This window comes from Flavobacterium sp. R1_16 (assembly GCF_057652095.1).
Genome location: NZ_JBYFCG010000006.1, coordinates 109,310 through 135,394, shown reverse-complemented (window position 1 = coordinate 135,394; position 26,085 = coordinate 109,310). Strand labels below are relative to the sequence as shown.

Here is a 26,085-nt window from a genome sequence, read left to right as displayed (position 1 = left end):
TTTAAAAATTAATGCTCTCTGTTGAGGTAAACCCAACCTGTCTTTGACTTTCCTCCCTCAAACTCTACTACATAATAGTAAGTTCCGTCGGGTAGTTCTTGGCCTGCATTGGATATTCCAGTCCATTCTTTTTTATAGTTAGATTTACTGTACACTTTTACACCAAGTCTACTAAAAATTTCGAGTTTATGAACATTAAAATCGCTTAAATCGAAGGAATCGTTCTTAGTATCTCCGTTTGGCGAAATCCCTTTTGGGATATCGCAGTAAAATGACACTACATTTTCAGTAGCTTCTCCGGGACAACCGTTACTACTAATCACAACTTTGTATACATCGGCGGTTTTAACAATTAATCTATTTGATGTTTGACCTTGTAACAGAGTTTCTCCTTTATACCATTTGAAAGTAGCATTTTCATCAGCAGTTATGGCTTCTAATGTATAGTCTGTATCAATACATTCCGATGTTATTGATACCGATGAGCTACCAACAATAATTGTTTGTGTTGTATTTGTAGCACATTGCCCAGCGTTTGGTGTAAAAGTGTAGGTTGTTGTTGCTTCATTGTTTATTGCCGGTGACCAATTTCCTGATATACCATTATTTGAAATTGTAGGTAAGGCAGCAGGAGTTTCTCCTGAACATATAGGTGCAATAGCATCAAATGTAGGTGTAGTAGTTGGATTTACTGCTATTGTCAATTTTGCAGGTATTCCACATTGTCCAGCATTGGGTGTAAAAGTATATTCAGTTGTTTGTGTATTATTTAATGCTGGTGACCAAATTCCTGTTATACCATTTGTTGAAGTTGTTGGTAAAGCAGAGAGTGTAGCTCCTGAGCATATTGGGGCAATAGGGGTGAATGTAGGTGTTATTGAAGTACTTATTTCAAGTGTGGTTTTTGTACTAATAGCGCATTGACCTGCATTTGGTGTGAAAGTATATTCCGTTGTCGCTGTATTATTTAATGCCGGTGACCAAGTTCCAGTTATTCCATTATTTGATGTTGTAGGTAAAGCTGGAATTGTACTGCCTGTACAATAAGAACTGGTAATTGAAAAAGTAGGAACTATTGATGAATTTACAGTTACAATTACGCTTTTAGACAAGTTACAAGTGGTATTAATTTTAAGAGCAATATCATCAAGTGCAAAATCATTTCCATTAGGCATTGTTTTTTTGTCATAAATGGCTATCGTCGCTATAGTATTCGATCCTGAATTCCAAACGTATTTACGTTGTGCCCATCCACAAACCGTTGAAGGAGCTAAATCTTTTCCAAGAAAAGCACCATTAATTTCAACTTGTAAATCTGCTGGATCTGGCAAAGCAACTGTCTGAACCCAATAACTGAAGGTGTAGGATTTGTTAGGAACAACTGCAATAGTTTGTTCCCAAATTCTATCATTTCCTGAGTTTAGAGTAGAACCGTCAGCAACTAACATTAGTCCAGTTCCTGTTGTGTGGTCACGACAGTCTCCAAATGGTCCAAACCAATTTTTAGGATTAGATACTACACCATAAGCTCTTTGTATTCCGCCACCACCGTTGTCAAGATATTGATAATCATTAATGTAGTATCTATTTCCTTCCGAAAAATCTCCGTTAATAACTAAATTTGGAGTATTGTCACTAATTGGATTAGAAGTAACAGTATAGGTTGTAGTTTGTATTGGTTGAACTATTGGATTAGCAATATTGGGAGTTGTTAAAGATAAATCTTGAGGTGATGCTGTCCAGGCGTAACTTGCAGAACTTCCACTTACCGTCAAAGTTGTTGAACTTCCCTGGCATATCGTCACATTAGGACTTGTGGTCAAATTATTAGGATTTGTTAGGATAATATTACTTTTTTGAGCAGTATTGTTACCTTCATCGGTTATAGAAATAGAGTAGGTTCCAGCTGCCAATCCTGTAAATATACCATTAGTATTTGTTACGGGAGAAATTCCTCCACCTGTAAGCGTATAACTAGAATATGGAAAATTACCACCTACACCTGTTGCAGTAATAGTACCATCAATAGAATCAGGGCAAAGCGGATTATTAAAAGTATAACTCAGCGAAAGAGCCACAGGCGGTGCTAGAAGTGAAAAATCATCAACAGCAAAATCATTACCTAAAGCAGTGACATTATTGTTGAACAATTCTATACTTACACAGCCAGTTGTGACTTTAAATGTATATGTGATTTTTTGCCATTGTGGTGTGGCAATAGTTGTTGATATAGCTGGAGACACATCAGATACACCTGTTAAGAATACTTCAATAGATGCTGGAGTACCTATATTTGAAACTGATTTTAACCAATAACTAAAAGTATAAGTTTCGCCAATGGTTAATCCGCAAACACCATTACCTGTTGCTCCAACCTGCCAAAATCGTTTCAAAGTTCCCAATGTATTACCATCAACAACCATCATTTTACCTGAACCAGAGGTATGGTCGCCACCTGCTATAAAATCGGTGGTATTCATTAATTGTGGATTTGTAGTAAATCCATAATTTCCAGGAACGGTTGTCCCAGAAAAAGGTGCTGTCAGTGGAGTATATCCACTACCTTTAACAACAAAACCAATACCACTACCTCCTTCTTCAAAATCGCCATTTCTAATCAGGTTTTGAGAGAAAAAATCTACGGAGTAAAATAAAGTTACCAAAATCATAAAAAATGACAACTTGAAAGAGTGAAGATTTTTCTTTGATTTTTGATTTTTGGATAAACGTTTGTTAAATTTAGTTGTGATTGTCATAAATTGTAGTTTTTGTAAAGTTTCGTCGATAGTTACAAATTTAATATAGAGTTCTTACACTCAATTTAATTAGGTGTTTATAAAAACTATACAACAAAAATTAATTGGTACAATTCAAAAACACTAGAAATAATATGAGTATTTATAAGGATTTCAGGCTGCTAGTATTGTAAGCTACATCGATTAAGTATTTGAAAAATGCAGTAATGTTAAGTTAATGTATAGGTGTTTTTAATATAATTTGCTTTTTGTAAATTTAATTATACACTTTAAATTACCTCAAAAAGTGATGATTCACAATTATAATGCGCCAAAAAATATACTTTCTATATAATTCATGTTGTTGATACTATTTTTTTATAAAACAGTAATTATTGTTTGAGACAAAGTGTTAGAATAGTAATAAAGTACCCAATATTTATCTGTACTCGATGGGATAAAATTGTGATTTGTTTAAAGTGTCCTAAATAATTTTTATTTCATAGTAGCACTAATACGCTTCTTTACTTAAATTTGAGATTTAATTCTCACTATTCCAGCCGTATGTTAATTGTAAAAAATGCTTCTTTTTCCTATAATGATGTTCAAGTAATAAACAACATAAGTTTTACAGTTACCAAGGGTCAGAATATTGCGCTGATCGGTGAAAGTGGCTGCGGAAAAAGCACTCTTCTCAAATTAATTTATGGCCTATATGATTTAGATAATGGAGAAATAGTATATGATAAAAAACAAATACTTGGGCCAAAATTTAATCTTATTCCCGGGGAAGATTATATTAAGTATTTAGCTCAGGATTTTGATTTGATGCCTTATATTACTGTAGAGGAAAATGTGGGTAAATATTTGTCGAACATTTATAAGGATAAAAAGGCAGTACGCGTGAGGCAATTGCTCGAAATGGTTGAAATGACTGAATTTGCAAAAGTAAAAGCCAAATTTCTAAGCGGAGGGCAACAACAAAGGGTTGCATTAGCAAGAGTTTTAGCCCTAGAACCAGAGGTTTTGCTTCTCGATGAACCGTTTAGCCAAATCGATACTTTTAGAAAAAATACCTTGAGAAGAAATTTGTTTCAGTATTTAAAAGAAAATAACATTACTTGCATAGTAGCTACCCATGACAGTAAAGATATACTCGCATTTGCCGATGAAACTATTGTGTTGCGAAACGGGAATCTTCTAGAAATGTCTGAAACTCAAAAAGTATATTCAGCTTTAAATAATAAATATACCGCTTCGCTTTTTGATGAAGTGAATGAATTTCCAAAGCAGTTATTCGATTCTAACGGAAGTGATACAGACAAAATTTTAGTGTATCCACATCAATTGCAAGTGGTCGAGAAATCACATTTAAAAGTTAAAATTCAAAAAACCTTTTTTAAAGGTAACGGATATTTGATAGAAGCGGTATTCGAAAATCAAGTAATTTATTTTGAAAATGAACAACAATTATCCCAAAATGAATTTGTCTTTCTTGCATTGAAAAAATAATTTTCGACTGTAATTGTTTCTTTCCAATGCAGTTGTAGTTATAAATAGCTTATTTTTGATTAAAATAAATTTAAATGAAAAAATTGTATTGTTTCCTATTTTTAGTTTCAATTTCTCTGCAAGCACAATTGCAATGGCGACCTCTAACTTCTATGCTTTCCAATGGGAATAATCAGCGTTTTGATGATGTTTTTTTTCTCAACGACAACTTGGGTTGGGCTTTAAATGGTGCTTATGCAGCCGTTTATAAAACTATTGATGGAGGCATAACTTGGGAAAATCAATTGTCGGAATTAACAACTACTCTACCAGGCAATTATTACTTCAGAAATATTGAATTTATCGACGAAAATATCGGTTTTGTAGGTACACTTAATGGTGTTTTCTTTAAAACCATCGACGGCGGAACCACTTGGACTCAGGTAACGAATTTTCCAACCAATCCTCCAGCTATATGTGGATTGGACGCAGTGGGAACTTCTACAATATATGGTTGTGGAGCTTATTTTTCGCCAGCCTACATTATAAAATCTACAGACAAAGGCGAGACTTGGCAATATACAGACATGAGTGCTTATGCCAATGCTTTGGTGGAAATTCTATTTTTAGACGAAAATACTGGTTATGCATCAGGAAAGAGTGTCAACGGTGCTGTGGTATTAAAAACTTCCGATGGAGGAACAACTTGGAATGAGATTTACAATTCAAATATACCTGGAGAGTACGTTTGGAAGTTGCAAATTTTGAGCTCAAATTCTGATGTTCTTTTTGGTTCGGTGGAATCGGAGGCACCTAATTCTGGAAAATTAATTAAGTCTTTTGATGCAGGAGTGAGTTGGACTAGCAAAAATTTTCCTGATATAAATGTTCAAGCAGTTGGGTTTTTGTCAGAAACTCATGGTTGGATGGGAGGCCACATTACAGGGTTTTATGAAACCACTGATGGTGGCGATACTTGGGTCAACACCAATGTGGGTAGTAATTTGAATCGAATAGTTATTTTGAAAGACAATTTGGCCTATGCTTCAGGAACTACCATTTACAAGTTTAGTGAAGGAAGTTTAGCAGTGCCTAATTTTGTTGAAAAAGATAGAACTCCTTTACATGCTGCGATTCATCCTAATCCGATTAAAGACAAATTAAATCTAACCATGACTTTCAACGAAAGTGACCATGTTATCATTGAATTGTATGATAGTGTAGGACATCTTATAAAAGAGCTGTATAAAGATGATATTCTAAAAGCTACTTCCAAAACCTACACCTTCGATTTTCCCTATGCCGCTGGAGTGTATATCATTAATCTTCACACCAATACTGGAAGGCAGTCTATTAAATTCGTAAAATAGGTTTAATTTTTTGTTGATTTACAAAAATATACTACCTTGTAACGTATAATTTCGTATCAAGTAGATGTAATTACTAACTCTAACGAACAACAGATGTATCATTCAAAAATAGCTGGGCTAGGATATTTTGTCCCTGAAAATATTGTCACCAACGACGATTTATCTAAAATTATGGATACCAATGACGAGTGGATTCAAGAACGAACAGGAATTCAAGAGCGAAGACATATCGTCAAAGGAAGTGGAGAAACTACCACAACAATGGGAATCAAAGCCGCCAAGATAGCTATTGAACGTTCTGGAGTTGCCAAAGAAGATATCGATTTTATTGTTTTTGCCACGATTTCGCCCGATTATTATTTCCCAGGACCCGGAGTTTCCCTCCAAAAAGAGTTGGGATTGAAAACCATAGGAGCTTTGGACATTCGCAATCAATGTTCGGGTTTTGTTTATGCCTTGTCTATTGCCGATCAATACATTAAAACGGGTATGTATAAAAACATACTCATTGTCGGGTCGGAATTACAATCTTTGGGTCTAGACATGACCGATAGAGGTCGAAGTGTTTCAGTGATTTTTGGTGATGGAGCAGGAGCAGCCGTTATTAGTAGGGAAGAAGATCCTACAAAAGGCGTGCTTTCTACACACCTGCATTCTGAGGGGGAACATGCTAAAGAGTTGGCGGTTCTAGCACCCGGAATGGGAGGGCGTTGGGTTACGGATATTCTAGCCGATAACGACCCCAACGATGAAAGTTACTACCCGTATATGAATGGACAATTTGTGTTTAAAAATGCAGTGGTGCGTTTTAGCGAAGTGATTCATGAAGGACTGCAAGCCAATAATTTGCAGGTTACTGATATTGACATGTTGATACCGCATCAAGCGAATTTGAGAATATCGCAATTCATCCAAAAGAAATTTGGTTTAAGTGACGACCAAGTGTTTAACAACATCCAAAAATTTGGAAATACCACCGCAGCTTCAATTCCTATTGCGCTGACTGAGGCATGGGAATTAGGAAAAATAAAATCAGGAGATGTAGTAGTTTTAGCTGCCTTTGGTAGCGGATTTACTTGGGCAAGTGCTATTATTAGGTGGTAATTTTTTAAGGATTTGTGTTTTTTGGCGCATTTGTACACAATGTCTAGTTACCACCAATCGAGCCGCGTACGCTCCGCCAAGATGTAATTTTGTTCATGAAAAATAGACGAGAAGTCAAAAAAATCAAGCCATAAGTCATGACCGCTGTTACCTGCTGGCGTATTTTCAGTATTGCTTTTTCCGTTAAAATTTATAACTATATCCAAGCCTTATCACTTGTGTTTCGTAATAGTCATTACTTGTATAGTTAAAGCCTTGTCCGTTTATTTCTTTTTTGATAATCATTGTGTTTAGCAAATCTGTAGCATTAAAAAAGAGTTCGCCTTTCCCTTTTTGAATTGCTTTTTTAAGTCCAAGGTCTAATGAAAACCTAGATTTAATTTTTCCTTGTGGAATAATATCGGGTGCTAAATAAATTGATGTTAATTGCACATCTATGTTTTTAGGAAAATGAAACGTATTGTTCCATTTTATGTTTCCGGAATATATTTCTTGTTTGTCTGCTGCAAATGTATGTGTAGTAGGATATTTGTTTTCAACAGTAAATGAATCAATTTGATTTCTGTATCCGTTTAGATTAATATTGAATGTGTACAATTTAGAAATTTCTTGTGCTAAAACCATTTCAATTCCTGTGTTGTAACTTTTATTTACGTTTTGAAATGTTGCATAAATTAAATTACTTGGTGGAACGGTGCTTGAAATTCGTGTAATAGTTCCATCGGCAAATCGGTGATAAATGGCGTTGTATAAACTTCCTTTTTTCCAACTTTTTTTATAGCCCAATTCTATCAAATTGGTAAATTGGGGTCGCAATGCAGGATTACCAACTTTAATTATTTCTGCATCGTCATATTTTGGAAAAATACGAATATCAACTTCGTTAGGTCGGTCAACTCTTCGGTTGTAGAAAATAGAAACTTTGTTATTGTCGTTAATTTTGTATGCCAAACGTAAATTTGGAAACGGTTGCGTATAATGATAACCATCACTTTGATAAACTATATGGTTAGGATTTACGTCGTACTGAATTTTTATATACTCAACTCGTAAGCCTAATTCGGCTTCCCATTTTTTGTTTTCAAAAATATAGTTTCCATAAACGGCAGGAATTAATTCTTTGTAAGTTGCCCAACCGCCTGCATTGGTGTCTAAAACTGAATTTACACCAGGAATAAATTGCATATTGGTTGGTATGTTTCTATTACGAAACTTAATACCTGTTTCAATTCGTCCGTATTTCAATGGTTTTATGTAGTCAAAGTTAAAATCATACACTTGCTCGTCAGACAATAATTTAAACGCATCTGTTCCTGTGGAAGTTGTCAAATAATTGTCGTAAAAATATTTTTCATTTTCTCTGTGAAAAGTGTAATTGAAACCGATATTTAGTAAATGTCCTGCTTCTTTAAATTTGTGTTGATAGCTAGCAGTAGCCATTATGGTTGTTTTTAATTCATCTTCCAAAAATTGCCAAAGTCTGTAACGTTGTGAATAATCGCCATTAAAAAAGGGTTGGTCTCCTCTGTCAATTATTTTTTCACTTCCAAAAAGTCCTGAAATGGTTAACGAATTTTGGTCATTAATTGCATAATCAAAACCACTTTTCAATGTAGTAAAATGAGTATTTCTGTTGCGTTTTAATTGCGAATTTATGACATCGCCATTGTCGTAATTTCTTGTTACAAATTCATTTTTGTTAAGCGTTTCGGTATATAAATAATCGCCTTGAAAAAAAACATTGACTCTGTTTTTTCTATAATTGAGCGAAACACTCGGATTGATTTTTGGTGTAAAAGTATATTGCGGTCTTATGGTTGGTAAATTTTCTTTTCGCACCCAAAGTGAACCAACACCAGTTGTAAAACCAAACTTTCCATTAAAACCATCTTTTTTGTTTTTTTTGTAAATAATATTGATAATTCCTGCGTTTCCATTTGCATCATATTTGGCAGAAGGATTGTTGATGATTTCAATTTTTTCAATCGCAGATGCGGGAATATTATCTAAACCTGTTTGGTTTCCAAAACCTGTCAAAGCTGTTTGTTTACCGTCAATTAACACTGTTACTTTATCGTTTCCTCGCAGTTGTATTTTTCCATCTTGCACGGTTACACTTGGTAAATTTTGCATGGCTTGTAAAACCGAACCACCACTTTGACTGATATTGTCTTTCAGAGAAAATGTTTTTTTGTCCATTGCTGCACTTAATTCGGAAGTTTTTCCTGTTACAACAACTTCTTGTAATGTGGTAGTTTCTTCATCCAATTCAATAGTGTTAACATCTAAAAATTCTGTTAGATTACCTACAAAAAGTGATTGTTTTGATGTTTTGTAGCCGATAAAAGAAACCTCTAAATAGTAGTTTCCTGATTTTATTTTTGATAAAGAAAAACGTCCTTCCTCGTTGGTTACTGTTCCACTAATAAATGTGCTGTCTTTTTCCGTTTTTAACACCACGTTTACAAAAGGTAAAACAGCTTTGCTATTTTTGTCCTTTATAATTCCCGAAACGGTTACACTTGTTTGTGCATTTGAGATTGAGAAGAATGAAAGTTGTAAAATCAAAAAGTATAATACTTTTTTTGATGCATTTTGTAGAAACATTTTTGATCAATTTTAAATTAAACTGCAAATAACGTCAGTAACAACGAGTAAGCAAAAAAAGACGAGTGCAGAATAATTTTTTTGTACAAATTAGTTGTTTTGTGCAAGATTTTTTTTGAATTGAGTCGGTGTTAAACCTTTGGATTTCTTGAATATTGCATTAAAAGAAGATTTAGAATTAAAACCTACCTCTGTAGCAATTCCTAAAAGTGTAAATTGATTGTTTTGGTCATTTTTTAGGCGTTTTATAAATTCTTCTACTCTATATTCATTGATGAAATCTTGGAAATTGGTGTTCATGTGTTCATTTAAAACTTCCGAAATATACTGTTTTGGAATATTGAGTTCGTTTGAAACATCTTGAATGGATAATTTTCCATTTAAGTACAATTTATCTATTTCCATTGCATTAATTAAATCTGACTTATATTGTTCAATCAGTTTTGTGTTCAGATTAGAATTTTTGTATTTGCTTATTTCGTTTTTTGGCAAAATATATTTGTTATTAGTCAATAATTTAAAAGAAATAAAGTAGAATAAAAAAGCGACAATTAATAAAAGATAGGAGTTAAAATTTTGATTGCTGAAAAAAGACAATTCTTGTAATCCAATTATTTTAAGAATATCATTTATACAAGAAAACACAAGTAAAATAACAATTGGAATAACAAAATAAGTAGTCCAAATTCTTCTTTTATCTGTAAAAACAGAATGTAAAATTAAGACTAGATAAATCACAAAAGTTAATTCTAAAAGCACTTCTAGAACTTCAATATTCAAGTTTTCTTTGGGTAATTTTATTTCAAGTACTTCAAGAATTAAATAAAAAATGTTGGGAAGAAAAAATAGATAATTGGATTTTATAAATTTTTCTCTTTCATTTTTGTAATACTTGAAAAACAAAAAGAGAAAAGTTACAAATAAGGTGTTATCAAAAAGAAACCAATCTGTATTTTTAAAAAAAAGATTGTTTTTATCATCACCCAAGATGTAGAGCAAAACAGATACTAAACTTCCAAAGAGCAACCAAAAAGTAGTTTTTTTGTAATCTTTCCGATTTGTATACAAGACAAAAAGAACAAAAATTCCTTGTGTTAAAGCAATGATTTGAATGGTTTGGAGCATTATTTTACTTAAGTTTTTTGGGCAAAAGTAGTGAAAATTTGATTGTCTTTTCCGCTATTTGTGTCGCTCGGCAGGGGTTGCAGATAACTTGTATAAATGTATGACAAAAACATACCAAGCGACCCAATTTTGGGTAGATAAGTATGACCATCATCCTTTAGTTGCTTCACAAATATAAATAATTGTCAAGTGTTAATGATGTATCCTAATTGATTTTTACATCGGGCCACCGCCTTGAGTTTCGTTTTTGTCACGCTCTTTTCGTCTTAGAGCGTTGTTTTTTCCAGAACCAAATTTGTAATTAAAACCTACATAAGCCGTTCTGCTTTCCCAATTGAACTGACCATATCGTTTGAAAGGTTTATCAGCATCAAAAGCAAAATTCATGCTTCTAAAAATATCACTCAAGCGCACACTAATAGTTCCTTTGCCTTTTAGAATGGTGTAGCTGGAACCCATATCGATTTTCCAGGTTGGTTTTCGGTCAAATTGCAAACTTCTGTCACGACCTCTATACATTTCAAAGAGTTGAAAGCGTAAATTTTTAGTAGCCTTAAAAGTATTGTTCATTCTGGCATTAAATATCAAAGCATCTATCTCAACATATTCCAGGTTTCCTCTGGTAGTTTCCACTGTTCCTTTTACTTTTTTGCCATAAGCATCCAGTCCAATGTTGGCACTCCACCATTTGGTAAAATCAAGATTTCCAGACACTTCAATTCCGTAGGCATTGTTGTTGTCAAAATTGTCATAAGACAACACCTGCTTGTTCAAATCTGCGGGGTTGCTGTAGACCACTCTAGCAATTTCGTCTTGGATAATTCGGTAAAAAACGCCTGAAGTTATCGAACCTATCTTGGTTTTCCGAGTGTAATTCAATTCGATAGAATTGGTGAACTGTGGTACCAAGTCAGGATTTCCTTTAGAATCAATTACTGGCGTACTCCATTCTCTTATAGGGTTGATTTGTTGAATACTAGGTCGGTCGACTCTTCTGGAATAATTCAAATTGAAAGAGTTTTTATCCGTTGGCGAATAGGTTAAAAAGGCCGAAGGGTAAAGTGTAAAAATAGCGTCTTTAAAAGGCGCATCGTTTTCGTTTGCTTTTCTAAATAAGGCATCAACATCGTATTGTTCGATTCGTGTTCCCGCTTGCATACTCCATTTGTTCCATTGTTTTCCATAGGTAGCATAGCCTGAATAGATGGTTCTTCGGTAATTAAAATCGGAATTGTAAAGGTGGTCTACGTCAAAACTATTGTCTGTTTTTTCGTCACGCGCTTCCAATCCCAATTCTAGTTTTGTAGTTTCTGATAGTGGATTAATATAATCGATGTTGACAATGGTGTTTTCTCCCAAAGTGTTCACTTGATTAGAGTAGGAAGATTGGCTCAGTGGAAACTCGAAAAGAGCATTTTCAGGATGATCATTTTTGTTATAGGAAGCCTCTACTTCGAGACTATGACCTTCTTTTTTGAAGTCTAACTTGTAATCCAAATTATAGGTTTCGGAATAGGTTTTATTGGTGTTGCTAAAAATTTGGAATATATCTGAATTGATGATATCGTCTTCATAATTTACATCAGTAGTTCCGCCAGCATCAGCTCTAAAAAGATTCTGAATGGTATAAAAAGACAAGGTGTTTTTCTCATTGATGTAAAAATCCAGTCCGGTTTTAATTAAATGGGAGGTGTTGTTATCTCCAAAGATAAATCGTTGATAATTTTCCTTGCTGGGTTCGCGACTGGTTACTTCCCCGTTATTTGCATATTTACCAGTGTTGAATCCGTAATTCCCGTAGAAATTAAATTTTCCAACACGATAATTGAGGTCTAATGAGGAATTCAGTTTTGGCGTTTTCCCAAAAGTAACGCCGTTGTTCAAACTTCCGTTGAACCCTAATTTGGAATTTTTATACAATACAATATTGATAATTCCACTCATGCCCTCTGGATTGTATTTGGCCGAAGGATTGGTAATCAATTCAATTTGTTTTATCGAAGCTGACGGAATTTGTTGTAATAATTGTGAAGGGTCGATATTAGTAGGTTTGCCATCAACAAATATCCGCACATTAGAATTTCCTCTAAGGCTGATAGTATTGTTTTGAGGATCAACACTCACCGACGGGATGTTGTTCATTATTTCACCAGCTGTAGCTCCGGCAGAAATTAAATCTTTTCCCACATTAATGATTTTTCTATCGATTTTTTGTTCAATGGTAGAGCGTTCATTTACAATATCTACTCCTTCAAGTTGTACCGTTTCATCTTCTAAAAAAATGGTACCGATATTTATTTTCTTGTTACCACTACTCAGGCTGATAGTTTGTACTTGTTTTTTATAACCTATGAACTGAAATTCAACAGAATAGGTTTTAAGTTCGAGATTCTTTACAGAGAAATTTCCGTTATCTTGTGTAATCCCACCGTTTACAACAGTCGCATTATCTTTAACTATAATGTTAACATAGGGAATGGCTTCTTTAGTTTTCTTATCGACAACTTTACCAGAAATACTTCCTGAATTTAGGGTTGTTGTTGCATTTTGAGCAGTAATCAATTGAAAACTAAATAAGAGAAAGAATAGGATTGATTTTAATTTCATGATGTGTTGTTTGTCTAACGATGTTCAAATTTACTTTTTATTATTTCTGAAAGTAAGTTTTAAAAATAATTTATTTTTAAAAAAGAAATAGACGCTACAATTAGTTACTTGTTACAAATTCTGACATAAAAAAACTCCCAAGAATTCTTGGGAGTATGATAAAAAAGGGAGGGGAGTTAAAATTATCGTTTCATAGCAAAATGCGATTTAAATTCTTTGGATATTCCATCTTCAATATAGTTTATGGTAAACCAATAATCGGATGAGGGGAGTGATCTTCCAAAATAATTTCCATCCCATCCTTGTCCACTAGGATAAATTTGAGTTAACACTTTTCCATATCGGTCATAAATATGTATGACTGAGTTGGTTTGATCTTTTAATGGAGTGATGTTCCATGTGTCGTTTACACCATCACCGTTTGGGGTGAAATATTTAGGATAATTCACTACTAAAATTTTTGTTGCTGAATTTCCACAACCATTTTTGTCTCTAACAGTTACCGAATGTGTGCCCGATTCTATATTTTGAAATATCGGACTATCTTGGAACGGACCTGAATCCAATTGGTATTCATAATCTCCACCAACACCAGTAGCTTCAATAGTTAAGATTGTGTTTTCAGAAAAATTATCAGAAAGCGTATAGTTAATCGTTGCTGGTTCTGAAGGTAGAACATCAACAGCAATTGGGAAAGACGAACAACCTGTTGATTTACTTGAGGTTTTAAGAGTGTACTTGCCAGGTAATTTAGCCTCATAAGTACTCGCTGTTCCAACAACATTTCCAGCTTCGTCAAGCCAATTAAAAGTATATCCTGATGCGCTTAATCCACTTGAGATGGTATAGGAGTTCAAAAGTGTATTGGTTTTACTGTCAAAACAGATAATTCCACCTTTTGGTTCTGGACTTTGAACTTTCATAACATTGAATGTGATGGTTTTCAAGTCATAGCAATTAGCCGTTAATGTATTACTAACTCTGACAAAAATTGTTTTTAGATTTGTCGAAACAATGTCATTTTTGTTATTTACAGCATCTATTTGAGTGGCATAATATTTAACTGTAAATTCGGGAGCGGTTTGATCTCCTAGAACAATCGAATTAAATTGGGTCAAATCAAAAGTGGTTATTCCATCATTAATTCCATCTTCGTCGCAAAGAGTGGTTAGACTTGATGGGATACTGTGGGCAATGGGTGTTTTTACAATTGTTATTTTAAATGAACTTTCATCAAAGCAGCTTGGACTAAATGGTGAAGTGCCATAGATATAAACGGTTTGTGAGCTATTGACAACTTGTCCAGGATTCAACATTGTACCTGTTCCTTTAGAACCTGTATAATATTTTCCTGATTTTAATGCAGGTAAGGTATAATTTTCACAGATAGTTACATTTTGAAGTTCATCTACATTAAACAAATTGACACTGAAACTTTTTTCATCAAAACAGTTTGGTGTTGTTGCTGTTTCTGCATAAACATAAATGGTTTGGTTGGATACAATTATGTCATTTTCTTTCAGCTTAGTTCCTGTTCCTTTTGGTCCTGTGTAATAGTTACCTATAGTGAGTTTAGGTAATGTATAGGAATTACAAGCATTTACATTTGGAATTGCGGGTACTACAGGTGTTTTATTTATAGTTACCACAAAGCTATTTTCATCTGAGCAGTTGATTCTTTCACCAGACTCAGTATATACATAGATAGTTTTGGTGCTGGTTATAACATCGCCAGCATGCATTAGACTTCCTTCGCCTGTGCTTGGTCCACCTGATTTTGAATAATAGTTTCCAATTTTAAGAGCAGGTAGCGTATAGCTATCACAAGCACTTACATCTTTTGGAGCATCGGCCTCTATAGAAAAGATATTGATTCTAAAACTATTTTCATCAGAACAACTTGTTGCAGCATTTGACACTGCATAGATGTATATGGTTTGCGAACTTTTAATAATTGTTCCAGACGGAAGTTTAGTACCCGTTCCTCCTGGTCCTGTGTAATAATCTCCAATTTTTAAAGGTGTTAATTCATAAAAATTACAAACATCAATATCTGACCTTGAATCTATCAAAGGTTTTTGATTTACTGTAACTTTAAAACTAGATTGGTTGCTACAATTTGCACCAGAACTTTTGTAAATATAAATCGTTTTTGTTGTTGTAATTTTATCACCTGAGTTGAGTGTTGTTCCAACTCCATTTGGAGACGTGAAGTAAGATCCACCATTGATTAAAACAGGAAGTGTATAGCTTTCACAAACGCTTATATTATCCAAAACATCAATTTTAGGTTGACCAATAGTCACTTCAAAATGATAATCGTCAGTACAATTTGGTGTAGTTGTGCTCGGAATGTAAATATAAACGGTTTTTGATTCGCTAATTATGGTTCCGCCTTTTAGTTCATCTCCAGTTCCTGCACGACCTGTATAATATTTACCAATTGCTAAGTTCGGCAATTTATAGCTTCCACATTGTGTTACATCAGTTTGATTTATACCAATTACAACCTCAAATGAATCCTGAGAAGTACAATAATTAGGAGAACCAGTGGTAGAAAACACATAAATGGTTTGCGATTGTGTAATTACTGTTCCAGCAGCGAGCATACTACCACTTCCGTTTGGTTTGGTGTAGTAGTTACCTACAGTCAAACTTGGTAGTGTGTAAGACGTACAATCAAAAACATTCTCAAAATTGCCTACATTTTGTATAGGAACAATGGTTACAGTGAAATTGATGTCAATCTCACAAAAAGGAGCTTCAGTAGATTTATAATAAAAATAGATGGTGCTAGTAGAGGTAACTTTTGTTCCAAAAGGAATTTTTGTTCCTTTTCCACCCGCTTCTGTATAATAATAACCATATTTTAATGTAGGTAAATTATAGCTTCCACAGTACGTTCCACTTTTTGGAATTTGGGTATCAGTGTCAATTATAGTAATTGAAAAACTAGTACTTGCAGAGCATCCAAGAGGGTCAGGCTGATTAAAAATATAGAGTGTTTTTGTTTTATCAATTATATCTCCAGCAGATAGTTTTGTTCCTGTTCCGTTTGGACCTGTAAAATAGTTTCCATTAACCAAAGTTGGCAAAACATAAGTATCACAAGGAATTACATTTTCTAATTTGTCTACTAATGGAATTGGATTTACAATAAGTTTGAAACTTGTAATACTGAAACAACTAATGTCATATATATTTTGAACTCTGGCATAAATGACAGTGTTATTACTTCCTATATATGAATTAAAATTCAACGGGTTGGTTGCATTATTTGCATCATTAGCCGAAAGATAGTAATTCACTGAATTCTGTGATGCAGGTTGCCCTTTCAGAATATAGTAATTTTGTTTGGAAAGTTTAAAAACACTAGTTTTTGAATTTAACGTTGTTTCACATTGAACCATGTCCTCTGGTTGATAAGCAACCACTGGTGTTGTAGTTAATAATTGAAATGATTTTACAACAAAGCAAGCATTGTTGAAATTTTTTATTCTAACATAAATAGTTTGTGAAGGACTACCATTATAAATTATTGGAAGCGCATTAATATTTGCATTAGCATCTGCCATGGATGCAAAATAACTAACTTCAGTCAATGGATTTAATCCTGTTTTTACAATAGGAGTATTCAGAGACAAATCATACTGATAAGTTGCTGAACCAGTATCGCATTTGTATAAATTCGTTGGGTTTTTGGTTACTATTTGTGGCGCATATTCAACGGTTATACTGTTTGTAATGGGCTGACAAGTTCTTGAAATTTTTTCATAGGTAACACCATATTTACCCGCTTTGGTAATAGTTAGATTTTCACTAGTAGCTCCAGGAATAATAACCCCATCTTTAGTCCATTTGAAAGTATATTCGGTAGGACTAAGATTTGTTGTAAGTGTATGACTACTTCCAAAACATACAGCGGTATTATTGGCAACGGTTAAATCTTGTCCCAAAACATCTTGTCCAATATTAAAGGTATCTGAAGCAATAAAAATAGCAGAATCAGATCCTGAATCAGAACGGTCAGCAATGACTAATTTGATGTGATAAGGAGTATTAGGGATTAATGTTGCAAAAGCATTAAGTAATTTGGTTTGTCCGTTAAAGTTTGTCGCCGAACCTGCTGCTGCGGAATCGCCGTTATAACTACCAAAATATTCAGCATTTGCAGAAGGACAAGAAGAGTTGTATAAATAATCGCGAATCGTTACAACAGAAATAGGGAGTGACGTATTTGGCACAATAGCCAAATTAGTTGTCACTCCCGTGTTTACATTTGTCAATAAAAAAGCAAAGGCATCTGAAAATTGACACTGAAAGTTTCCATATTCTTCTGAGGCAAAAAGGAATTCAAAACTAAAAGTAGGTGAAATAGGTGTGAAATCAAATTCTAAAACTGTGGCATTTGTCGAGTTCATCGTAATTCCCGATTGGGCTAACGTATTTTCTAAACTTGAATCACCAGGCCAACTAGCATTTCCGTCGTTTAATTCTGAGTTGTTGGGTCCAACGGCATTATTTACATTTCCTGTACTTAAGATAACTCCAGACTTCATAGGAAATTTTGGATTTGTATTTTGAAAAAATCCAATACCGTTTACAGAACCAAAGTTACTCCCTGTTCGTGTTGTTACATTTGTTGCTGATACACATGGTGAATTAATCAATACAGTATTTACTAACTGTGTAGTAGAATACGAATTGGTATCCACTTTAATGGCTTGTGAGAAACAATTTCCAAAAATTGTCAAGGCGAGTAGAAGTAGTACTTTTTTCATGGTAATTTTTTGTCACTTAGTAATAATATGATTTGATGGTTCAAATATCGATTAAAAAATCGTTTAAAAGCAAATAAAATCGATAAAATACACTTTTTTTAATTTATTATATATAAAATTCTTACAAAAATTGATTTAAAAAAATTTAATTTAGAAGTAATAAAAAAATGAAGCATATTTCTAATAGAATTTCTATATCGTTTTCGAAACATCAAAAACTATTTCAAAGCTTAAATTCTATTTTCAAATTGCCTCAGATATGTTTACATTTGCTCACTCAGAAAATGTATAATTTACTACTATGTCACTATCTCAGATTCTAACTTCTCCTATCAAGAAAGCCCTATCAGACTTATATGCTGTTGCAATTGAAAAAGTTGAATTTCAATCAACTAGAAAAGAATTTGAAGGTGACATTACTATGGTCATTTTTCCATTATTGAAACAAATAAAAAGCAATCCCGTAGAGTTAGGGAATGCTATTGGTAATTATCTAGTTCTACATGTCGACGAAGTCAAAAGTTATAATGTGGTTTCAGGTTTTTTAAACATAGTAATCTCGGATAGTTACTATTTGAATTTTTTTAAAAATATTAAGGATGACTCTAAATATGGTTTTGTAGCATATAATCCTCAAAACAAAGCCTTGATGGTAGAATATTCCTCTCCTAATACCAATAAACCTTTGCATTTAGGTCATGTTCGAAATAATTTGTTGGGCTACTCTGTTGCTGAGATTAGCAAGGCAGCAGGAAAAAAAGTCTACAAAACACAAATTATAAATGATAGAGGCATACATATATGTAAATCGATGTTGGCATGGAAAAAATTTGGAAATGGGGAAACTCCAGAAACTTCGGGACTTAAAGGAGACAAACTAGTAGGAAAATATTATGTAGCCTTTGATAAAGAATACAAAGAACAGATTACAGCACTTATTTCAAAAGGAGTTCAGGAAGAGGAAGCAAAAAAACAAGCTCCTATAATCCTTGAAGCTCAAAAGATGTTATTGGATTGGGAAGCTGGAGATGAGGAAGTAGTACAGCTTTGGAAGACTATGAATCATTGGGTTTACGATGGATTTGCTAAAACCTATTCTAATCTTGGAGTTGATTTCGATAGCTATTATTATGAGAGTGATACCTATTTGCTTGGAAAAGAAGTAGTTCAAATGGGTCTTGAAAAAGGAGTTTTCGAAAAAGACCCTGATGGTTCTGTTTGGATAGATTTGACTAATGACGGTTTAGATAGAAAAATCGTTTTGCGTTCAGATGGAACTGCTGTTTATATGACGCAGGATATCGGGACAGCCATTCAACGAGTGAAAGATTTTCCTGATGTAGGTGGTATGGTGTACACTGTAGGGAACGAACAAGATTATCATTTTAAAGTTTTGTTTTTAATTCTAAAAAAGCTTGGTTTTGATTGGTCTGAGAATTTATTTCATTTATCCTATGGAATGGTAGATTTACCTTCAGGAAAAATGAAATCTCGCGAAGGTACTGTGGTCGATGCCGATGATTTAATTGACGATATGGCTCAAACCGCAAAAGAATTATCAGAAGAATTAGGGAAATTGGAAGACTATTCAGAAGAAGAAAAACAAAGATTATACAAAATCATAGGTTTGGGTGCTTTGAAATATTATATTTTAAAAGTTGATCCAAAGAAGAGAATTCTTTTTAATCCTGAGGAATCAGTAGATTTTGCAGGAAATACAGGGCCATTCATTCAATATACTTATGCGAGAATTCAATCTATTTTGCGTAAAGCAAATTTTGATTGGAGCACTACAATATACCAACTCGAGTTGCATGAGAAAGAAAAAGAGCTCATCAAGCAAATTGAATTATATCCTGAAGTAATTCAAAACGCATCACAGCATCACAGCCCAGCTTTGATTGCAAATTATACTTACGATTTAGTAAAAGAGTACAATTCATTTTATCAATCCGTTTCAATTTTAGGTGAAGAAAATACAACTAAAAAGATTTTTAGAGTTCAACTCTCAAAAAAAGTGAGTGATACTATCAAATCGGCATTTAGTTTACTAGGTATACAGGTTCCTGAACGAATGTAAAAATCTAGAATTCCACTCTAAAACTCAGATTAGGTGTTCTGCCAAGTGCAAATGATTTTACCTCGTCAATACCATTTGATGTGGCATCAACAATGTAGTATTTGTTGACTACGTTTGATTTGTTCAAAACATTTAAAACAGAAAAACCAATCTTACAGTTAGCACCTTTACTGTTTTTCCATTTATAAGTAGTCGAAAAATTAACTTGGAAAAAAGAGTCTAAATTGCTGTTGTTTGGCGTATTGTATTGAATTGAAGGATTTAAAGTGTTTTTATTGATAACCTCGTTTGATGAAGGATTGGTCGTGGGTTTTCCTGAATGCCATTTAGAACCTAAAGCAATTTTAAAATTGTTTTTTTCGTAAATTCCAGCCCACGATACAATGTGTTCGAGTTCGAAATTATTGGGAAAAATAGTAGGTGAATTTTCTTTAAAAAAATAGTTGTTGTTGTTAAAAGAGTAACTCATCCAAGTGATAAAATGATTTATTTTTTTTTGAAGCAATAGTTCGGAACCTAGAACTTCATATTCCCCATTAATTTTTACAAATTCTAATTGATTTTGAAATTCTTGGCCAAGACTGTTTATTCCGATTACTTTTTTATAAAAATTTTCTAGGCTAAGTAACCAATTGTTTTTTGCAAATGATAATCCTACAGAGCATTGTTTACTTCTTTGAACAGGAATTGTTGAATTGTTTGCAATAATCCAACGTCTTTTGTCAATTCCAAAATAGTCTTTTTGTAAATCAATGATTTGAAAACAATTTTGACTTTTAAATTCGCCTAAAATTTCTAAGTTGAAATGAGGTAAAAATCCATAATTAAACTCAAGACGTGGTTCAAAAAGATACTTTTTAAACTGTTCTGTATAGTTGAGTCTCATGCCAGTAGTAAGGTGTATTTTTGAAACAGAGTCGTTAAATTTTCCCTCAATTATCAGAGCATGATTTCGTAATGAGTTTTTAATTTTTCTGTAAAATTTAGGATTAGTCACCGCATCAAGGTTTACGGTAGCGACTTCATTAAATTGATATCCGTTATTTATCGTGAATTTGGAATTTATGATATGACTATTTTGAAGTTTGATACCACTATCCAATACTTCGTTTTCTTGTTTTACATTTTGATTTTCTTCAATCTTTTTTTTTTGAGCTTCAAGTTCATAGGATGAAGTGTAAATGTTCAAGCTACTTTTGTTTGAATCATTCCATTCTCTGTTAAAGGAGAGATTTGCACCAATATTTTGTTGGTACAGTAAATTCTTTTCAGATTCAAAGCTGTTGCCAATAGTTGCAGATTGATTGACCCTAATATGATCATTAATGGTAATAAAATCAAGAATGAGTTTGTTTTTTTGACCTATTTTTTGGAGGTATTTTGCCGTGATATCAAAAAAATAAAAAGTTTCTTCGTTAGAGAAATTAATACTTTTGGTATTTATGCTACTATTGATGCTAGTGTTTTGAAAGGCAACATCATAATAGTCTTTGTAGGTTGGAGTTTTTATAATATCTGTAGTTGATCTTCTGGCTGAAATTTCTATGTAGCCTTTTTTATTGACATTGAATTTAGAAAAGCCATCAACATTAATCATATTAATGCCTGCACTGAAACTGTCCTTCTCAAAAGTAGTTGAGTTTGACGATATGTCAACAACACTCGAAACGCTTTCTCCATAAAATGCCGAACTCCCATTTTTTATTATAGAAATGGTGTGTGCTAGATTAGGATTGAAAACTGAAATTAGCCCAAAAAAATGTCCTGTTTGATACATTTTAATCCCATTCCATAAAAAAAGATTTTGATCGTGTGTTCCTCCTCTGGTATTAATGCTTGAAATACTTTCATTAACACTGTTTATTCCCGGAATTTGTTGCATCACTTGCAAAACATCGGCTTCAATTAGTCCAGGTAAAATTCCCAGTTTTTTGGGTTTCATTTCATAGCTTCCGCTTGCAGTTTTGGTGATACCAGAGGTTAAATAATGATGTGTTGTTACATCGCCTAATTCAGCGATTTCCTGCTCTAGGTAGAGCGTTACACAATCTTCGGTTGATGAAGCAATAGTAATTTTTTGGGTTTTATAACCAATATAACTAATGCTAATTTCGTTAGAATTATCGAGTTCTAATTGAAAATAGCCTTTATTGTTGGTAGTAGTTTTACTACTATAATCTGTTGATTTGACGTTAGCATTTTCTAATACTACATGAGTATCTTTAGAAAATACATAACCACAAATTTTACGTTTTTTTACAGGAGCCTTATTGAAAACATTAATGTACTGATTGTTTAAGTTTTCAAAACTAAGGTTCGTTTTGGTATGAAGGTATTTTAATTTTTCAGTTAAAGAAAGATTGTTTTTTGGTGGAATTATTTCAAAAATAATTATTTCATTGTCAATATAATTGAATATAACATGATGTTGTTTCTCTATGGATTGCAGAATTTCCTTTAAAGCAATTGCTTTGTTTTTAATCTGAGCTTTAGCACTCAAAGTAAAAACAAAGCACAGCAATAAAGGTATAATGCGTTTTAAAAGAGGCATCTATTTTTCTTCAATAATTATTTTATTTGATGTTGTTTTTTGAACTTTAAGATGAAAAGTTGATGCAATAATTTCAAGGCTCAAATCTAGATTATCAGCAGGAATTTTTCCTGTAAATAAATCATTAGAATGAGGGGCTTTTATTTCAATAGAAACATTATATTGTCTTTCGATTTCCTCAATAATTGGGACTAATTTTTCTTTATCGAACACGATTTTGTTTTCCAACCATTCAGGTTGAGGTGTTTCAGTTTTGTAGTTTAGTTGAGAGTTGTTTTCAAATGTAACAGATTCTCCAGGCAATAAAATAATTTCTTTAGTCTTGTAGTTTACTTTTACTCTGCCATGAAAACAAGTTACACTAAATTTATTATTTCTAGTTTTTACATTAAACCGTGTACCAAGAACCGTTACTTTTCCAAGAGTCGTTGCTACCTCAAAACGTTTGCCTTTAGCTACTTTAAAATAAGCCTCGCCATTTAATTCTAATTTTCTATTGTTATCCCAATTCCATTTTTTATAGCTAATTTCAGAATCAGCGTTCAGAACAACCTCGGAGGTGTCAGGAAGTAAAAATGTTGTTCTTTCCCCATTAGTTGCTGTCTCGGTTGCAGAGGAAAAAAATTGAAATACAAGTGTAGTACTCAAAGCCACCACGAGTACAGCAGCAACTTTAAAAAACCAACTTTTATGTAAAGGGATAACTTTTGCAGTTGTCTTTTTTGAACGTACAACGGTATTTAAGATAGATTCCTCTTCAAAATGGGGCGTTTCAAGCAATTTTGAGTAGGTTGCTATTTTGGAATAGGTTTTATATTCAGGGGTTTTCTGAAAAGCAGCCAATTCACTTTCAGTCATTTCTCCTGCCAACCATTTAGCCAATTCGTAATTTTCTTCCATTCTGTTTTAATTTGTATAGTAACATATTGCTTTCCAAATACCCTACTTTATTTGTTCTATTTCAAGTCGTAATGAAACTAATGCTCCATGTATTCTTTTCTCAACAGCTTTAACACTAATTCCAATGATTTCGGCTATTTCTGCATATTTTTTTCCTTCTATCCGATGCAACAGAAAGGCGGTTCTTTGTGCTTCAGTAAGATTCGAGATGGCATTTTCTAATTTAATTTTAAATTCTTCTTCTTCCAGAATATATTCGGGATTAATACCAGTTTTGTCAGTAGCGTTGTGATTTTTAGCATAATTTAAAACTACTTTTTTATGAGCAATCTGATTGAGAGTAGCATTATTGGCAACGGTATACAGAAATGATTTGGCTTTTTCTGCTGGCACATCCGAACAATTTTCCCATAATTTTATAAAGGCTTCTTGTGCCATATCGTTAGCTTGCTCTTCATTACCAAACTTGAAATACAGGTAATTTCGTATTAACTTGATATTATTTTTAAAAAAGTTTGAAAAAATAATTTCATTACAAATGCCAGCTATATCGGGTTTACTCATTATTAAAGGTACATTTCTTTGACTGTGAAGTTAAAAAAAAAAATTAAGTTAGGGTTTTTTTGTTGAAATTTGTTTCATATATGTCAACAAACGTATTAATATGAAAATTTTTCAGAGTATAGTAATAATTTTCCTTGGGTTATTTGTTTTTTCATGTCAGTCTGACGATGAAACTCAAATTTCTATTCCTACAGGAAGTTTAACTAAATCGAATCCGCTCACTTCATTATTATCAAGAGTTTCTCAAAATCCTACTTTTAGAGACAATGTCCTTGACGGTACAAGTTTTTGTAGCGTTGAATTGCCTGTTACTGTAGTTGTGAATTATAATAAGGTGGTAGTTTCCACAAAAGAAGATTATAGTTTGGTTTCAAGCATAATTGATGAATATGAAAATGATGATGATAAAATTAATTTTATGTATCCTATTACCATGCTCTACAGAGACTATAATACAATAGTTATCAATAACGAGAGTGAGTTAATTGCACTCAAAGAAAGTTATGGGGAATATGAAGATTTTCATGAAATAGAATGTATTGATTTTAATTATCCATTTGTTATTAAAACATACGACACCAACAGTCAGATTGCAAAGTCAATTTCAATCCAGAGTAACGTACAGCTAATCAATTTTATCGAAAATTTAAAAAGCACAGATGTGTACGAAATAGCATATCCTATTTCAATGTCAGGTGTTGATGGTGAGACGACTACAATTCATAATAACCAAGAATTAAATACAGCAATAGAGAGTGTGATTCACTTATGTGACGATTCTTCTGGTGAACATTCTGAAGGCGAATTATCTAAAATAATTGTAAATGGTGTTTGGTATGTGTCGTATTTTGTTGATGATAATAAAGATGAAACACAAGAATTTGATGGATACAATCTTTTATTTCAGTCGAATGGAACTTTAAAAGCCACAAAAGGCGACTCAACAATATATGGTTCCTGGAGTTCGTATACCGATGATGGGATAGAAAAACTAGATATTGATTTTGACGGAACTAAGTTGGAAGAATTGGGAGAAGATTGGAAAATATCAGAATTCAATTATTCTAGTGTAAAGCTCAAACACGGTGATGGAAGCAAAATAGATTATTTGTATTTGGCTAAAAAATAAAAGACATCTATAATACTCGAGTTTAGTTTTTAAGACGCTATCCTAAAAAGTGTGTAAGTTATAATAAAGGGTTTGACTTTTTAATTAAAGTTGAATCCTTTTTTAATTACCCTCCAATTTATTGAATAACCACAAATATCTTTTAAGAGCTCAAAGCAGAGTAGTTCTAATGAGGCTTTCAAAATGTATTAATGTATTGTATTCAATTAAATTTTAACGACTTGAACAGTTGATTTCCATTAATCTATGAATAACCCTACTATTGCAATTTTTTTGGACTTTGTAGGCATTAAGATTCAGTAAGAACATGTAAAGTTTTATAATAATATAATCTTTTTAAATCAGTTTAGAGTAATAATCTGATACAGATTGTTATACTGATTTGAGTAGTTCAAGCACACTAGATGGTGTAGACTGAAAAGCAAAAACCGCCTGTAAATTGGTAAAACAGACGGTTTTAAATAAACAAAAACAACTAAATTTATTTTCCCCCTTCAAGATTAAAATTAATTATAACCTTGATGTTTTCTGCAAATTTTTCTTCCACCAGACTTGGAATTTCTATTTTATAATCAGCAGCTTTTACAGTAAAATTGCTTGTTGCTATTATGTTTCCAGAGCTTTGTGATAGACTAATTTTAGTTTTAATTTTTTTAGTAACGCCATGAATAGTTAAATCGCCTTCTAGATCGTAAGTCGATTTTGTAGATGATAATTTAGAAGCATCAAAATTGAGCACTTTCCCTTTAAAAGTTGCTTTGGGATATTGAGAAGATTCCATATAATTTTCATTAAAATGTTCTTCCATGAGTGGCGCTTTGAATTTGAAAGCTTTAACTAATGCCAAAGCCACAAAATCGCCTGTTGATTGGTCAAAAATACACGACACTGTTTTGTTTGTTCCAATGATTTCAACTTCGCTAGGTACCGTACCATCAAACTTTATTTCTCCGCTTCGTGTCATCGCTTTTTGAGCAAAAGCAGTAGTTCCAATGAAGAAACATATTAGCAGGACTGTTATTTTTTTCATTTTTAAAAAGA

14 protein-coding genes are annotated in these 26,085 nt (G+C 33.0%); 5 read left to right on the top strand and 9 right to left on the bottom strand.

Translation table 11 applies throughout. The features are described from left to right. Positions 1-8: 8 nt before the first annotated feature. The gene (locus AC23L6_RS11030; RefSeq protein ID WP_487562358.1) at positions 9-2,756 is read right to left on the bottom strand and encodes a T9SS type B sorting domain-containing protein; all 2,748 of its coding nucleotides are present in this window, start codon (positions 2,754-2,756) and stop codon (positions 9-11) included. A 543-nt stretch (positions 2,757-3,299) separates the two neighbouring features. Between AC23L6_RS11030 and AC23L6_RS11025 the strand changes: the two genes are divergently transcribed. From AC23L6_RS11025 to AC23L6_RS11015, 3 genes are all read left to right on the top strand, one after another. Then, a complete protein-coding gene (locus AC23L6_RS11025) occupies positions 3,300-4,247 on the top strand; it encodes an ABC transporter ATP-binding protein (protein WP_487562359.1) in 948 nt (315 codons plus the stop codon). A gap of 74 nt (positions 4,248-4,321) precedes the next feature. Further along, entirely contained in the window at positions 4,322-5,596 is a 1,275-nt protein-coding gene (locus AC23L6_RS11020; RefSeq protein ID WP_487562361.1) for a YCF48-related protein, read from the top strand. A gap of 93 nt (positions 5,597-5,689) precedes the next feature. After that, positions 5,690-6,700: a 3-oxoacyl-ACP synthase III family protein gene (locus AC23L6_RS11015; protein ID WP_487562363.1), complete on the top strand. Its 1,011-nt coding sequence runs from the start codon at positions 5,690-5,692 to the stop codon at positions 6,698-6,700. Positions 6,701-6,883: 183 nt separating this feature from the next. Here AC23L6_RS11015 and AC23L6_RS11010 read toward each other — a convergent pair whose 3' ends face one another. From AC23L6_RS11010 to AC23L6_RS10995, 4 genes are all read right to left on the bottom strand, one after another. Beyond that, positions 6,884-9,307 (bottom strand): TonB-dependent receptor, encoded by a 2,424-nt coding sequence (locus AC23L6_RS11010; protein ID WP_487562364.1) that lies wholly within the window; start codon positions 9,305-9,307, stop codon positions 6,884-6,886. 90 nt (positions 9,308-9,397) lie between these two features. Continuing rightward, a complete protein-coding gene (locus AC23L6_RS11005; RefSeq protein WP_487562365.1) occupies positions 9,398-10,432 on the bottom strand; it encodes a helix-turn-helix domain-containing protein in 1,035 nt (344 codons plus the stop codon). A 216-nt stretch (positions 10,433-10,648) separates the two neighbouring features. Further along, the gene (locus AC23L6_RS11000) at positions 10,649-13,039 is read right to left on the bottom strand and encodes a TonB-dependent receptor (protein WP_487562367.1); all 2,391 of its coding nucleotides are present in this window, start codon (positions 13,037-13,039) and stop codon (positions 10,649-10,651) included. Positions 13,040-13,221: 182 nt separating this feature from the next. Continuing rightward, on the bottom strand, positions 13,222-17,820 hold the full coding sequence (locus AC23L6_RS10995; RefSeq protein ID WP_487562368.1) for a T9SS type B sorting domain-containing protein: 4,599 nt from the start codon (positions 17,818-17,820) through the stop codon (positions 13,222-13,224). A 301-nt stretch (positions 17,821-18,121) separates the two neighbouring features. Here AC23L6_RS10995 and argS point away from each other — a divergent pair, with 301 nt between their 5' ends. Beyond that, a complete protein-coding gene (gene argS, locus AC23L6_RS10990) occupies positions 18,122-19,900 on the top strand; it encodes an arginine--tRNA ligase (protein ID WP_487562369.1) in 1,779 nt (592 codons plus the stop codon). Between the two features lie 4 nt (positions 19,901-19,904). Here the strand turns inward: argS and AC23L6_RS10985 are convergent, their stop codons facing one another. Genes AC23L6_RS10985 through AC23L6_RS10975 form a run of 3 tightly spaced genes read right to left on the bottom strand, consistent with a single transcriptional unit; the run spans position 19,905 to position 23,915 of the window. Then, positions 19,905-22,451: a TonB-dependent receptor gene (locus AC23L6_RS10985; RefSeq protein ID WP_487562371.1), complete on the bottom strand. Its 2,547-nt coding sequence runs from the start codon at positions 22,449-22,451 to the stop codon at positions 19,905-19,907. Then, complete coding sequence (locus AC23L6_RS10980) at positions 22,452-23,351, bottom strand: FecR family protein (protein WP_487562372.1); 900 nt, start codon at positions 23,349-23,351, stop codon at positions 22,452-22,454. A gap of 42 nt (positions 23,352-23,393) precedes the next feature. After that, positions 23,394-23,915 carry an RNA polymerase sigma factor gene (locus tag AC23L6_RS10975; protein WP_487562373.1) on the bottom strand — a complete coding sequence of 174 codons (522 nt, stop codon included), beginning with the start codon at positions 23,913-23,915 and terminating at the stop codon, positions 23,394-23,396. Positions 23,916-24,015: 100 nt separating this feature from the next. Here AC23L6_RS10975 and AC23L6_RS10970 point away from each other — a divergent pair, with 100 nt between their 5' ends. Beyond that, positions 24,016-25,044 carry a hypothetical protein gene (locus tag AC23L6_RS10970; protein ID WP_487562374.1) on the top strand — a complete coding sequence of 343 codons (1,029 nt, stop codon included), beginning with the start codon at positions 24,016-24,018 and terminating at the stop codon, positions 25,042-25,044. Between the two features lie 481 nt (positions 25,045-25,525). Here the strand turns inward: AC23L6_RS10970 and AC23L6_RS10965 are convergent, their stop codons facing one another. Then, positions 25,526-26,074 (bottom strand): YceI family protein, encoded by a 549-nt coding sequence (locus tag AC23L6_RS10965; RefSeq protein ID WP_487562375.1) that lies wholly within the window; start codon positions 26,072-26,074, stop codon positions 25,526-25,528. Positions 26,075-26,085: the final 11 nt, after the last annotated feature.

Excerpts from the sequence above, each read along its gene's own strand:
- AC23L6_RS10965 (WP_487562375.1), bottom strand. The coding sequence starts at position 26,074 with ATGAAAAAAATAACAGTCCTGCTAATATGTTTCTTCATTGGAACTACT.
- AC23L6_RS10970 (WP_487562374.1), top strand. The coding sequence starts at position 24,016 with ATGAAAATTTTTCAGAGTATAGTAATAATTTTCCTTGGGTTATTTGTT.
- AC23L6_RS11020 (WP_487562361.1), top strand. The coding sequence starts at position 4,322 with ATGAAAAAATTGTATTGTTTCCTATTTTTAGTTTCAATTTCTCTGCAA.
- AC23L6_RS10980 (WP_487562372.1), bottom strand. The coding sequence starts at position 23,351 with ATGGAAGAAAATTACGAATTGGCTAAATGGTTGGCAGGAGAAATGACT.
- AC23L6_RS11015 (WP_487562363.1), top strand. The coding sequence starts at position 5,690 with ATGTATCATTCAAAAATAGCTGGGCTAGGATATTTTGTCCCTGAAAAT.
- AC23L6_RS10995 (WP_487562368.1), bottom strand. The coding sequence starts at position 17,820 with ATGAAAAAAGTACTACTTCTACTCGCCTTGACAATTTTTGGAAATTGT.
- AC23L6_RS11000 (WP_487562367.1), bottom strand. The coding sequence starts at position 13,039 with ATGAAATTAAAATCAATCCTATTCTTTCTCTTATTTAGTTTTCAATTG.
- AC23L6_RS10975 (WP_487562373.1), bottom strand. The coding sequence starts at position 23,915 with ATGAGTAAACCCGATATAGCTGGCATTTGTAATGAAATTATTTTTTCA.
- AC23L6_RS11010 (WP_487562364.1), bottom strand. The coding sequence starts at position 9,307 with ATGTTTCTACAAAATGCATCAAAAAAAGTATTATACTTTTTGATTTTA.
- argS (WP_487562369.1), top strand. The coding sequence starts at position 18,122 with ATGTCACTATCTCAGATTCTAACTTCTCCTATCAAGAAAGCCCTATCA.
- AC23L6_RS11005 (WP_487562365.1), bottom strand. The coding sequence starts at position 10,432 with ATGCTCCAAACCATTCAAATCATTGCTTTAACACAAGGAATTTTTGTT.
- AC23L6_RS11025 (WP_487562359.1), top strand. The coding sequence starts at position 3,300 with ATGTTAATTGTAAAAAATGCTTCTTTTTCCTATAATGATGTTCAAGTA.
- AC23L6_RS10985 (WP_487562371.1), bottom strand. The coding sequence starts at position 22,451 with ATGCCTCTTTTAAAACGCATTATACCTTTATTGCTGTGCTTTGTTTTT.
- AC23L6_RS11030 (WP_487562358.1), bottom strand. The coding sequence starts at position 2,756 with ATGACAATCACAACTAAATTTAACAAACGTTTATCCAAAAATCAAAAA.